This is a genomic window from Polynucleobacter sp. Tro8-14-1 (assembly GCF_018881655.1).
Taxonomy (GTDB): domain Bacteria; phylum Pseudomonadota; class Gammaproteobacteria; order Burkholderiales; family Burkholderiaceae; genus Polynucleobacter.
Genome location: NZ_JACVPX010000003.1, coordinates 86,480 through 99,104 on the forward strand (window position 1 = coordinate 86,480; position 12,625 = coordinate 99,104).

Sequence of the window (12,625 nt, forward strand, 5' to 3'; positions counted from 1 at the left end):
TACCCACAAGAGGTTTCGAAATGATCCATAACCATTCTCAGTCTGAAAATCTAGAACCAAAAGGCTTGGGCTTGGTTCCAATGGTGATTGAAACCTCTGGTAGGGGTGAGCGTGCTTACGATATCTACTCCAGATTATTGCGTGAGCGCGTAGTCTTTTTGGTTGGTGAAGTAAACGACCAAACTGCTAATTTGGTAATCGCGCAATTGCTGTTCCTTGAGAGTGAAAATCCAGATAAAGAAATTTCTCTATATATCAACTCTCCAGGCGGTTCAGTTTCTGCAGGATTGGCTATCTACGACACAATGCAATTCATCAAGCCGCATGTCAGCACATTGTGCATGGGCATGGCTGCAAGTATGGGTGCATTCTTATTGTGTGCTGGTGAAAAAGGTAAGCGCTATGCTTTGCCAAACTCACGCGTCATGATTCATCAGCCCTTAGGTGGTGCACGTGGCCAAGCCTCTGACATTGAGATTCAAGCTCGTGAGATTTTGTATTTGCGTGAGCGCTTGAACAAGATTTTGGCCGACCGTACTGGTCAATCAATCGATACGATTGCCAAGGATACTGATCGCGACAACTTTATGTCTGCAGAGCAAGCTCGTGATTATGGCTTGATCGACAAAGTTATCGAGAAGCGTCCTTAACCCTTCATAGATATATACAGAGCCTATTTTGAGCGATACCAACACTACGAATTCAGCAGACAAAGTTCTGTATTGCTCCTTTTGCGGCAAGAGCCAGCATGAAGTTAAAAAACTCATTGCTGGCCCATCTGTTTTTATTTGCGATGAGTGCATTGATCTTTGCACAGACATTATTCAAGAAGAAATTGCCAAGCTTCCCAAGGAAGAGGGTGATGATTCTTTGCCAACACCACATCAAATTCGTGAAAACTTAGACCAATACGTTATTGGTCAAGATCATGCCAAAAAAACATTGGCAGTTGCCGTATACAACCACTACAAGCGCCTACAGTATTTGCCTAAGCCTAAAAAAGAGAAGTTGGATAAGGATGGCAAGCCAGTAGAGGGCTCAGAAAAAAAAGAATCTAAGCTCCCTGCTAAAGCAATGGTTGATGGTGTAGAGCTTGCAAAGAGTAATATTTTGTTGATTGGGCCTACTGGCTCAGGTAAAACATTATTAGCCCAGACTTTGGCGCGCATGTTAGATGTGCCATTTGTGATGGCTGATGCAACCACCTTAACTGAGGCAGGTTATGTTGGCGAAGACGTTGAAAACATCATCCAAAAATTATTACAAGCGTGCGACTACAACGTAGAAAAAGCGCAGCGCGGCATTGTATATATTGATGAGATCGATAAGATTTCACGCAAGTCAGACAACCCGTCTATTACCCGCGATGTATCGGGAGAAGGTGTTCAGCAAGCTCTGTTAAAGCTGGTTGAGGGCACGATGGCTTCTGTACCGCCGCAAGGTGGGCGTAAGCATCCCAATCAAGATTTCTTGCAAGTAGATACAACGAATATTTTGTTTATTTGCGGTGGTGCATTTGATGGGCTTGAAAAAGTTATTCAGCAGCGTACTGCTAAAACAGGTATTGGATTCAATGCGACTGTTCCTGGTAAAGATGACCGCGGTGTCAGTGACCTCTTGATTGAAGTTGAGCCAGAAGATCTGATTAAGTTTGGCTTGATTCCAGAGTTAATTGGTCGCTTGCCCGTTGTTGCGACTTTGGCTCAATTGGATGAAGAGGCTTTAATTCAGATTCTGACCGAACCTAAAAATGCCTTAGTTAAACAATATCAGGCACTTTTGTCTATGGAGGGCTCTGAGCTCGAAGTACGTCGCGAGGCTCTATCAGCTATTGCCAAGAAGGCAATCGCCCGCAAAACTGGTGCTCGTGGCCTGAGATCTATCCTTGAAGGCTCATTGATGGATGTCATGTATGACCTGCCATCCCTGAAGAATGTCCAAAAAGTGGTTATCGACGAAAGCAGTATCGCTGAGGGCGGAAAACCGCTTTTGGTCTACAAACAGGATGCCGAGCAGACAGATTTAAGCAAAAAAGCTTAAATTCCTAGGGTTTTTGCTATTTTTGGGGCTTTTTTGCCCCTTTTTTGTCTTTTTACCCCTTGTTTTTCTCTAAAGCCTACCCACATAGGTAGTATGCTACTCATGAATAATGTCTCTATTTAGTGGTTGTTGATTAAATTGCTGCTAATGGTGACTTTTGAGGTTTGATTACTTTGGAGGATTTGCCCCATGCCTGGCCACTTATTGTTACCCTCTGAACCAATTCAACTACCTTTGCTCCCATTGCGGGACGTAGTTGTATTTCCTCACATGGTGATCCCGTTGTTTGTGGGTCGCCCAAAATCGATTAAAGCCCTCGAGGCTGCCATGGAAACTGGCAAAAATGTTCTTTTGGTAGCCCAAAAAACGGCCGCTAAGGACGAGCCCGTTATTGAGGATCTCTATGAGGTCGGCTGTATTGCCAATATTTTACAAATGCTCAAGTTGCCTGATGGCACTGTGAAGGTGCTTGTTGAAGGTGTACAGCGCGCAGAAGTTAGTCAAATTGAAGATAGTCTGGGTTACTTTAATTGCGAAGCAACGCCAATCGCTATCAATGCAATTGATGCGCATGAAACCGAAGCCTTGCGCCGCGCAATCATGGCGCAGTTCGATCAATACGTAAAACTCAATAAAAAAGTACCTCAAGAGATTCTCTCTTCTCTCGGTGGCATAGATGATCCAAGTCGTTTGGCTGACACCATCTGTGCGCATCTACCTGTAAAGCTAGAGCAAAAACAACGCTTGCTTGAAATGATGGATGTTGTACAACGTCTAGAAAGCTTGTTGGCTGATCTGGAGAGTGAGATTGATATTCTGCAGGTTGAGAAGCGTATTCGTGGACGTGTAAAGCGTCAGATGGAAAAGAGTCAGCGCGAGTATTACCTCAATGAACAGGTAAAGGCGATTCAGAAAGAGTTAGGCGAAGGCGAGGAGGGTGCTGATCTCGAAGAGCTCGAGAAGCGCATCAAGGCTGCACGCATGCCTAAAGAAGCATTGAAAAAGGCGGAATCAGAACTTAAGAAGCTCAAGTTGATGTCGCCCATGTCTGCAGAGGCAACGGTCATCCGCAACTTTATTGATACGCTGGTAAATCTGCCTTGGAAGAAAAAAACCAAGATCAATAACGACCTTACTAATGCTGAGAAAGTATTGGACGAAGATCACTATGGTTTGGATAAGGTCAAAGAGCGTATTTTGGAGTACCTCGCAGTTCAACAGCGCGTTGATCGTGTCAAGGCTCCGATTCTTTGTTTAGTCGGTCCTCCTGGGGTTGGTAAAACTTCTTTAGGTCAATCTATTGCGCGTGCGACCAATCGAAAATTTGTCCGCATGGCCTTAGGTGGTGTGCGTGATGAATCTGAGATTCGTGGTCACCGTCGTACCTACATTGGATCGATGCCTGGCAAGATTCTGAGTAGCCTCACCAAGGTGGGCGTTCGTAATCCTTTATTCCTTCTTGATGAAGTAGACAAGATGGGTATGGATTTCCGCGGAGATCCAGCCAGTGCTTTGTTGGAGGTTTTAGATCCAGAACAAAATCACACCTTCCAAGATCACTATGTAGAAGTTGATTTTGATCTATCAGATGTGATGTTCGTGGCTACCTCAAACTCCTTGAATATTCCTGGCCCATTGTTAGATCGTCTTGAGATTATTCGCCTAGCTGGTTATACCGAGGACGAGAAAACCAGCATTGCTGTGAATTATTTGATTCCTAAACAAATCAAAAATAATGGCTTAAAGAAGGACGAGCTCAAGATTGAAGATAGCGCAGTTCGTAACATGATTCGTTACTACACGCGTGAGGCTGGCGTACGTTCTTTAGAGCGTGAAATTAGTAAGATTTGTCGTAAGGTTGTAAAACTATTGCTCTTGAAAAAAGAAGCAGCTCCAGTCGTTGTGAATGCGGACAACTTAGAGAAGTTCTTATCTGTACGCATGTATGACTTTGGTTTGGCTGGTAAAGAAAATCAAGTTGGTCAGGTGACCGGCTTGGCTTGGACTGAAGTGGGTGGCGATTTGCTTACCATCGAAGCTGCTGTGATGCCAGGTAAGGGCGTTATTACCCGAACTGGTTCCATAGGCGATGTCATGAAAGAATCCGTTGAAGCTGCTAGAACAGTAGTTCGCTCTAGATCTAAACGACTTGGTATCACGGACGAGGCTTTTGAGAAGAAGGATATTCATATTCACTTCCCTGATGGCGCAACACCAAAGGATGGCCCATCTGCCGGTATTGCGATTACGACAGCCTTGGTATCAGTCTTTACTGGGATTCCGATTCGTTCAGATGTTGCGATGACAGGTGAAATTACGCTTCGTGGTGAAGTATTGCCTATTGGCGGATTAAAAGAGAAACTTTTGGCTGCTCATCGCGGTGGCATTAAATTAGCCTTAATTCCCGAAGAGAACGTCAAGGACCTGATTGATATTCCCGACAACGTCAAAAATGCAATCGAGATTATTCCGGTTCGCTGGATCGATAAAGTGTTGGAGCTGGCTTTAGAACGTATGCCTGAAGCACTGCCAGATCCTACGCCCGAAGAGTTGGCTAAAAAGGCTTCAGAGGCTAGTAAAGCAAATGAAAAGGGTGCGGCCTCAGACGTTCTTAAGCACTGAAAATAGGGCGATTTTTCGTTAAATTCTCCTCGTGGTTAGAGGTCGGTTTAGCGAAAAATCCACCCAAAACCCACGCTTAGGTTACAATCTCAGCTGTAATAATTTGGGGCGCTTAGCTCAGTTGGTAGAGCGTCTGCCTTACACGCAGAATGTCGGGAGTTCGAGCCTCTCAGCGCCCACCAAACTATTACCTCTTTTCTTTTTCTTAGCCTACTCAGGCATTTCAATACCCATCAGCCCAGCGCCTAGTACACTCGTGGTATTCATCTTTTTTACTAGCGAACTTTTACATGTTTGATACCGTCCGTAAGCACCAGCGAATTCTTCAGTTTGTTTTAATGCTTTTGATTGTTCCATCCTTTGCGTTCTTTGGAATTTCTAGCTATTCCAGCTTCCTGGACAAAGAGACTGACATTATCAAAGTTAACGGCAAACCTATTACCGCTCAAGAGGTGGATTCTGCTGCGAAACGTCAAGCAGAGCGCGTCGGTGGAAATGCGCAGATTGCTCAAAGCCTTCAATTTAGACAAGCAATTTTGAATGAGTTACTGCAACAACGCATCCTTGGTTTTGCAGTCAGCAATTTGCGTTTACAAGTTGGGAAAGAAGCCCTTGTTAAGAGCTTGCAAAATATTCCGCAAATTCGCGCGCTATATAAGCAAGATGGAAGTTTTGATGATGCGCGCTTCAAACAGCTCTTGGCTAGCAATGGCTTAAATGAAGAGCAGTTTTATGCGAGCCAGGCTTTTGATTTAAAAATCAGCCAATTGGTGAACTCTGTAGCCCGTACGGAAATCGCCAGTCCAAAATTATCTGAAATTGTTTCAACCCTGTATGAGACTGAGCGTCAAGTTCAGGCTCTATCCTTTGATGCAAAAGATTATTTAAACAAGGTAAATCCTTCCCAAGAAGACCTCCAGGCCTTCTATACCGCCAATACGAAGCTATTTGAGAGTCCGGAGTATGTGGATGTCGAGTACATCGTTCTCAAAGCCGATCCAAAAGAAGATGCGAAAGTATTTAGCGATAAAGCAGATCAATTTGCCAATATGACTTATGACCAGTCGGATAGTCTTAAGCCGGCTGCAGATAAATTAAAGCTCAATATTCAAACACAGAAGGGCGTAACGCGCTCCGGTGCATCCGGCGTTGCAAAAGATCATCCGCTGGCCAATCCTAAGGTAGTTCAATCCTTGTTTGGTGATGACGCTGTTAAGAACAAACGCAATATTGAAGCTGTACAAACCTCTCCAGGCGTTTTTGTTTCGGCAAGAGTAGTTGTTTTCCATCCTGCTCAAACTTTGCCTTACAAAGATGTTGCCGCTGAAGTGAAGCGTCAAGTAAGTCAACGCATGGCTGAAAAACTTGCCGTCAGCGCTGCAGCAGATCGCTTTACGGCATTAGAAAAAGACCCGAAGAGTGGCACCGGCTTTGCTAGTCCTATTTGGGTTTCTCGGAATAAGCCTGCAAATTTAGTAGGTGGAGCTTTAGATGAGGTGATGTCCGTCAATCCTGATAAATTCCCTGCGCTGGTTTCTGTTCAAAATCCAGGGGTTGGCACCATTCTGTATCGTGTTGATCAGCTAAGGCAACCCGCAGGTGTTGATGCCAAGGTCCACAAGGCACAAGCGCAACAAATCCAAGCGTTGGCAGCTCAGTCTGAATTTGCTGGCTTTATGGCTTATTGGCGCGATGTTGCTGGGGTCAAGATAATCAACCCACTGAAGCCGCCATCATCTGGTTCGGGCAGTTAAGCTGTATCGCTGAATTACTTATTTACTTAAGTAGTGCTTGATATGGGGCCATAGCGCCCCATACGTTTTTAAAGACAATGGCTTGCGCCTTTTCGTTCGGATGCATGCGATCCGCTTGAAATAAATTGATGTCAGAGGCAACGTTCTTTAGAAAAAACGGCACAAGTTCAACTTGTTCCTGGCGAGCCAGCTTGGGATATAGCTCCTGAAATTGCTTGGTGTAGTCTTGTCCATAATTGGGTGGAATCTGCATTCCAAACAGTAGAACTTTTGCTCCTGAGCTTTTGCTTAATTGAATCATTTTGCGAAGATTTCTATTTGACTCTTGGATTGATAGGCCGCGTAATGCATCATTTGCTCCAAGTTCTAAAAGGACAATTCCCGGTTTCCTTTGTTCCAGTAGTTTTGGTAATCTAGATAGGCCTCCAGAACTGGTTTCCCCGCTAATGCTGGCGTTAAAAACAGTCCAAGGACTAGCCTCTTTATGAAGTTGGTCCTCCAGGAGCTTTACCCACCCAGTGCCGCGCGTCAATCCATACTCTGCCGAGAGACTATCTCCCATAACCAAAATAACGGGATTAGTCTGAGCCTGTGTGCTAAGGGGAATAAACAGGCAAAATAGGGAGCTTGCCATCAATATGGCCTGCAATTTTTTACTCAAGAAGTTCAACCAAATATATTGATTCATTTATGAGTATTCCAGTCAAGGTCCTTAGCGCAATACATCTAGGTAAAGAAGTTTTATTTAGCGATGGATCATTAACTATTTTGCACGACATTAGCTTTGATGTCTTTGATGGCGAAAGTGTTGCTATTACTGGCGCGTCGGGTTCTGGGAAAAGTACTTTGCTCGGTCTTTTAGCCGGCTTAGATACCCCCTCTAGTGGGCATGTTGAATTGGTTGCCCAAAATCTCAATCAGCTTGACGAAGATGGGCGGGCGAAATTACGAGGGCAAAAGGTAGGCTTTGTATTTCAATCCTTCCAATTGCTACCTCATTTAACAGCCCTTGAAAACGTCATGCTGCCGGCCGATCTAAATGGGATGGGGATGGCTAAGGAAAATGCATTGGCCTGCCTAGAACAGGTGGGTTTAAGCGAGCGAGCCAACCATTTCCCCAAGACCTTGTCTGGCGGAGAGCAGCAACGGGTAGCGCTAGCTAGGGCCTTCATCATGAAGCCAGAGATTTTATTTGCTGACGAGCCCACGGGCAGTCTGGATGAGGTTAGCGGAAATCGGGTTATTGAGCTGCTTTTTGAGCTAAATCGAGCCAATCATTCCACCCTTATTTTGGTCACCCACGACCAAGCCCTGGCTGATCGGTGCCAGCGGCAATTACACCTTCAAGGCGGTCGATTGCTGTAGGCAAAACCTTATAATCTAGGGATGTCTTTTTTCCACTTTTTGCCCGGCGCTGATGCGCTTTCCCCCTTCCGCCAGCAGCGACTTTTGGCTGCTTTGGCTGCTCAAGGGGTTGATCTTGAGTCCATTGAAGCTCAATACCTTCATTTCATATGGTCAGAGGCTTCGCTAAAAGCCAAAGACCAAGAAGTCATGGCTAGTTTGTTGACCTATGGCGAGCCATTTCATTCAAAAATACATCCAGGAAAATCCTGGTTCGGAAGTAGCAAGAACGAGAATCAAGGTGCCATTGTTATTCCGAGGTTTGGAACACTTTCTCCATGGGCCAGTAAGGCCACAGATATCGCTCGTCAATGTGGATTAGATGTATTGCGCATTGAGCGTGGCGCTCAATTTTCATGGAAGAGCAAGAAAGCGCTGACACCAGAGCAAAAGCAATTGGTGCTTGCTGCGGTCCACGACAGAATGACTGAAGCAGTGATTGATTCAACTGACGCCGCTAATGCTTTATACCAATCACTGGAAGACAAGCCGTTAACACGTATACCGGTAATGACTGAAGGTCGGGCTGCTCTCGATAAAGCAAATCAAGAATTAGGCCTTGCTTTGTCCGATGACGAGGTTACATACCTAGTTGAAAATTTTACTAGACTCAAGCGCAACCCATCAGACGTTGAGCTAATAATGTTCGCTCAAGCAAACAGTGAACACTGTCGCCATAAGATTTTTAATTCCAGCTGGACAATTGATGGGGATGATCAAGAGCGATCTTTATTTGCCATGATCCGCAATACTCACCAATTAAAACCAGAGGGAACGATTGTTGCGTATTCCGACAACTCTGCAGTCATGGTTGGCTGCGAAGCGGAAACCTGGGTTCCCCAAGGTAAAGATCAACGCTATGAAAAAGATACGCGCTTGGTCCACACCCTTATGAAGGTGGAGACTCATAATCACCCGACTGCGATCGCTCCTTTTCCTGGCGCATCTACAGGTGCGGGCGGTGAAATTCGTGATGAGGGTGCCACTGGTATAGGCGGACGTCCTAAAGCTGGCCTTACCGGTTTCTCAGTATCTAATTTAAATATTCCTGGCACAGATCTTCCTTGGGAGAATCTGAAATATGGCAAGCCTGAGCGCATTGCTACACCTTTACAAATCATGATTGAAGGGCCGCTAGGCGGCGCTGCATTCAATAATGAATTTGGTCGCCCAATTTTAGGTGGTTACTTTAGAGTCTTTGAGCAAACATTAGATGGCACACGTCGTGGTTATCACAAGCCCATCATGATTGCCGGCGGTATTGGAAGCATTGATTCAATCCACACTGCAAAAAAAGCAATTCAAGCAGGGCACTTATTGATTCAATTGGGTGGCCCAGGCATGCGAATTGGTATGGGCGGTGCTACAGGAAGCTCGGTTGCAACAGGGACAAATACTGCCGATCTTGATTTTGATTCTGTGCAGCGAGGCAATCCAGAAATGGAGCGTCGAGCACAAGAGGTGATTAATGCCTGCCGCGCTCTTGGTGATCACAATCCAATCGTGTCAATACATGATGTGGGTGCGGGCGGTATATCCAATGCATTCCCGGAGCTTGCAGATGGAGCTGGTTTGGGGGCTTCATTTAAACTTCGGAGCGTTCCACTCGAAGAAAGTGGCATGAGTCCTGCGGAGATTTGGTGCAATGAATCTCAGGAACGTTATGTTTTGGCTATTGATGCAAAAGATTTTGACCTGTTTAAATCATTTTGCGAACGTGAGCGTTGTCCTTTTGCGGTAGTTGGCGAAGCAACCGCAGAACGTCAGTTGAAATTAAGCGACTCAAAGCAGTCCTCATCTGATGATGCTGCGCTGCCAATTGATATGCCAATGGAAGTTTTGCTTGGTAAGCCTCCAAAGATGCATCGCAACGTTACAAGAGTTGCCCAGGAGTTCAAAGAATTAGATGTAACTGATGCCGATCTTGCACAATCAATAGCCTGGGTCTTGCAACAACCTACTGTAGCAAGCAAATCATTCTTAATTACGATTGGTGACCGAACTGTTGGCGGTCTAAATGCGAGAGACCAGTTTGTTGGTCCATGGCAAGTTCCTGTAGCTGATTGCGCCGTTACTCTGATGGATTACAAGGGTTATCGTGGTGAAGCAATGTCTATGGGTGAAAGAACTCCATTAGCGGTTATAGACGCAGCAGCGGCTGCGCGCATGGCAGTGGGTGAGGCGATTACCAACCTCTTGGCTGCAGATATTGCCAGCCTCGAAAGCGTAAAACTTTCTGCAAACTGGATGGCGGCATGCGGTTCTCCTGGTGAGGATGCCAAGCTCTATGACTCCGTTAAAGCGATTGGCATGGAACTGTGTCCTGCGCTTGGAATATCGATTCCAGTTGGCAAGGATTCTTTATCTATGTCTACCGCATGGCAAGATGGTGATGAAGCCAAGAAAGTAGTCGCACCCGTATCTTTAATCATCTCTGCTTTTGCATCTGTGCTAGATGCCCGTAAAACATTGACACCTCTTCTGCAGTTGAAGGGTAAAGACGGATCTCCACAAGAGACTGAGCTGATCTTGATCGATTTAGGGCGTGGTAAGAATCGTATGGCGGGAAGTATCTTGGCTCAAGTGCTTGATCAGTCCGGAAAATCAGCGCCTGATATTGATCACCCAGAAGATTTGAAGTCTTTGGCTGCCGCCATTATTGAGCTGCGTAAAGAGAATAAGCTTTTGGCCTATCACGACCGTTCTGATGGTGGGTTATTTGCCTCTGTTGCTGAAATGGCTTTTGCCTCCCACTGCGGCATCTCGCTTAACGTAGATATGATCGCTAGGGATGCTGGACAAGAGCCTGATTATGGTGACGCCAAGAATTGGGCTCAACAGGTATCTGGTCGTCGCCATGAGCAAACCATGCGCGCGTTATTTAATGAAGAGTTAGGCGCGGTAATTCAAGTTCGCAAAGAAGATCGTGATGCAGTGTTTGCTGTATTGAGAAGGTTAGGCTTAAGCGCTCACAGCCATGTGATCGGCAAACCCAATACCAACGGCCGTATTGAAATTTGGCGTGATGCAAAAAATATCTTTGCCGAACCCCGCGAAGTACTACAAAAGATCTGGACTAACACTAGCTATCAAATAGCGCGTTTACGTGACAATCCCACCTGTGCTGATAGTGAATTCTTGCTCTTGGACAATGTTGCCGATGCGGGCATGAATCCTAAACTCACATTCAATCCTTCTGAAGATATTGCAGCGCCCTTTATCGCTAAGAATGCGCGCCCCAAAGTGGCCATTTTGCGAGAGCAGGGTGTTAATTCTCATGTGGAAATGGCTTATTCCGTTAATTGGGCTGGATTTGAGAGCTATGACGTTCATATGTCAGATTTGCTCAGTGGCAAGGCTAAATTAGAAGACTTTAGAGGGCTTATTGCTTGTGGTGGCTTTAGTTACGGAGATGTATTGGGAGCTGGAGAAGGCTGGGCAAAAACAATTCTGTTTAATCAACAGCTTCGTGATCAGTTTTCTAAGTTCTTTGAGCGTCAAGACAGCTTTGCGTTAGGTGTTTGTAACGGCTGCCAAATGATGAGCAATCTCTCAGGAATTATTCCGGGTGCAGAAGCATGGCCTAAATTTACACGCAATCAATCAGAGCAATATGAAGCGCGCTTAGTGATGGCTGAAGTAATGGCTTCACCTTCAATATTCACCCAAGGCATGGAAGGCAGTCAGATACCCATTGCCATCGCTCACGGTGAAGGATTTGCCAATTTCAGTCAACAGGGCAGCTTAGAGCAGATTCAAAAGCAAGGCTTGGCCTCATTCCGCTTTGTGGATCATCAAGGTAACCCAACAGAAACCTATCCCATGAATCCAAACGGCTCTCCTAATGGGTTGACTGGTGTGACGACACCTGATGGCCGCTTTATGGTCATGATGCCACATCCAGAACGTGTATTTAGGGCTGTACAGATGAGCTGGTGTCCGCCTGAATGGTTGGATACCCCTGATGGGGCTAGCCCTTGGCTACGCTTATTCCGCAATGCCCGTCGTTGGGCGAATTAAGTTGTCTGCTGACGGATTAATGGAGCCGGTCACTTTTTCTGAAAGTGGCGGCGTTCGTTATCTCCACTTTGGCACCGACTCCATTCAGGGTGCGATGCATATTCGTGATCCTGACGAGATTTATTTAGAGTACAACCAGCAAATGATGGCCTGGCTTTTGTTTTTAGAGACTAAGCCTGGCATGCGGATAGCCCAGCTAGGTTTAGGCACTGGTGCATTAACTAAATTTCAACATCGATATTGCCCAGCTGTGAAAACTACCGTAGTAGAGTTCAATCCCGCTGTAATCATTTCTGCAAGATCAATGTTTTTTACACCTGACGATGATCGCCGCTTAGAAACTCTACAAGCTGATGCAAAACTATTCGTCAAGAATAAAAAGTATCAAGACTACTTTGATGCTGTTCAGGTTGATTTGTATGATGCGATTTGCGATGGCCCTGCAGCAAGCTCTTTGGATTTCTATAAAGGTTGCTACGATATTCTTAGAGGGCCTGGTGTCATGACGGTGAATTTATTCTCGCGACACAAAAGCTTTGATATAAACCTTAAGAATATCTGCGAAGCCTTTAATAATAGAGTGCTCTTATTTCCAGAGTCTCATGATTGCAACGTCGTGGCGATTGGATTCAAAGGGCCTAAGCTCGAGGCGGAATGGAAGGATGTCTCAAAACGAGCAAAACTGATTCTTGAAAAAACCGGGCTTCCTACCAATAAATGGGTCTCAGGCATTAGTCGGGAGAATGTCCGACAAGAAAATAAGCTCTCGATCTAATACTTCGAAG

General features: G+C 45.5%; 8 protein-coding genes and 1 tRNA gene. 8 read left to right on the forward strand and 1 reads right to left on the reverse strand.

The window, feature by feature from the left end; translation table 11 throughout:
• The first annotated feature begins 20 nt into the window (after positions 1-20).
• The 5 genes from clpP to ICN34_RS04270 all read left to right on the forward strand — a co-directional run bounded on the left by clpP (position 21) and on the right by ICN34_RS04270 (position 6,416).
• Positions 21-650 (forward strand): ATP-dependent Clp endopeptidase proteolytic subunit ClpP, encoded by a 630-nt coding sequence (gene clpP, locus ICN34_RS04250; protein WP_216120992.1) that lies wholly within the window; start codon positions 21-23, stop codon positions 648-650.
• Positions 651-678: 28 nt separating this feature from the next.
• Positions 679-2,040: an ATP-dependent Clp protease ATP-binding subunit ClpX gene (clpX, locus tag ICN34_RS04255; protein ID WP_216120994.1), complete on the forward strand. Its 1,362-nt coding sequence runs from the start codon at positions 679-681 to the stop codon at positions 2,038-2,040.
• Between the two features lie 189 nt (positions 2,041-2,229).
• Positions 2,230-4,662, forward strand: coding sequence for an endopeptidase La (gene lon / locus ICN34_RS04260; RefSeq protein ID WP_216120996.1), 2,433 nt, complete (start codon positions 2,230-2,232; stop codon positions 4,660-4,662).
• A 106-nt stretch (positions 4,663-4,768) separates the two neighbouring features.
• Positions 4,769-4,844 (forward strand) — tRNA-Val (locus ICN34_RS04265).
• Positions 4,845-4,952: 108 nt separating this feature from the next.
• On the forward strand, positions 4,953-6,416 hold the full coding sequence (locus ICN34_RS04270) for a peptidylprolyl isomerase (RefSeq protein ID WP_216120998.1): 1,464 nt from the start codon (positions 4,953-4,955) through the stop codon (positions 6,414-6,416).
• A 22-nt stretch (positions 6,417-6,438) separates the two neighbouring features.
• On the opposite strand, the gene ICN34_RS04275 is transcribed toward ICN34_RS04270, so the two are convergent.
• Positions 6,439-7,104, reverse strand: a complete 666-nt coding sequence (locus ICN34_RS04275; protein WP_216121000.1) for an arylesterase — start codon at positions 7,102-7,104, stop codon at positions 6,439-6,441.
• Between the two features lie 2 nt (positions 7,105-7,106).
• On the opposite strand from ICN34_RS04275, the gene ICN34_RS04280 reads away from it, so the two are divergent.
• The 3 genes from ICN34_RS04280 to ICN34_RS04290 are packed head-to-tail and all read left to right on the forward strand — an operon-like array spanning position 7,107 to position 12,615.
• Positions 7,107-7,781 carry an ABC transporter ATP-binding protein gene (locus tag ICN34_RS04280; protein ID WP_216121003.1) on the forward strand — a complete coding sequence of 225 codons (675 nt, stop codon included), beginning with the start codon at positions 7,107-7,109 and terminating at the stop codon, positions 7,779-7,781.
• Between the two features lie 21 nt (positions 7,782-7,802).
• Positions 7,803-11,840 carry a phosphoribosylformylglycinamidine synthase gene (gene purL, locus ICN34_RS04285; RefSeq protein WP_216121005.1) on the forward strand — a complete coding sequence of 1,346 codons (4,038 nt, stop codon included), beginning with the start codon at positions 7,803-7,805 and terminating at the stop codon, positions 11,838-11,840.
• Positions 11,785-12,615 carry a spermidine synthase gene (locus ICN34_RS04290; protein WP_255538571.1) on the forward strand — a complete coding sequence of 277 codons (831 nt, stop codon included), beginning with the start codon at positions 11,785-11,787 and terminating at the stop codon, positions 12,613-12,615. The genes purL and ICN34_RS04290 overlap by 56 nt, the downstream gene beginning before the upstream one ends.
• The last annotated feature ends 10 nt before the right edge of the window (positions 12,616-12,625 follow it).

Excerpts from the sequence above, each read along its gene's own strand:
- ICN34_RS04275 (WP_216121000.1), bottom strand. The coding sequence starts at position 7,104 with ATGAATCAATATATTTGGTTGAACTTCTTGAGTAAAAAATTGCAGGCC.
- clpP (WP_216120992.1), top strand. The coding sequence starts at position 21 with ATGATCCATAACCATTCTCAGTCTGAAAATCTAGAACCAAAAGGCTTG.
- lon (WP_216120996.1), top strand. The coding sequence starts at position 2,230 with ATGCCTGGCCACTTATTGTTACCCTCTGAACCAATTCAACTACCTTTG.
- purL (WP_216121005.1), top strand. The coding sequence starts at position 7,803 with ATGTCTTTTTTCCACTTTTTGCCCGGCGCTGATGCGCTTTCCCCCTTC.
- ICN34_RS04280 (WP_216121003.1), top strand. The coding sequence starts at position 7,107 with ATGAGTATTCCAGTCAAGGTCCTTAGCGCAATACATCTAGGTAAAGAA.
- ICN34_RS04290 (WP_255538571.1), top strand. The coding sequence starts at position 11,785 with ATGGGGCTAGCCCTTGGCTACGCTTATTCCGCAATGCCCGTCGTTGGG.
- ICN34_RS04270 (WP_216120998.1), top strand. The coding sequence starts at position 4,953 with ATGTTTGATACCGTCCGTAAGCACCAGCGAATTCTTCAGTTTGTTTTA.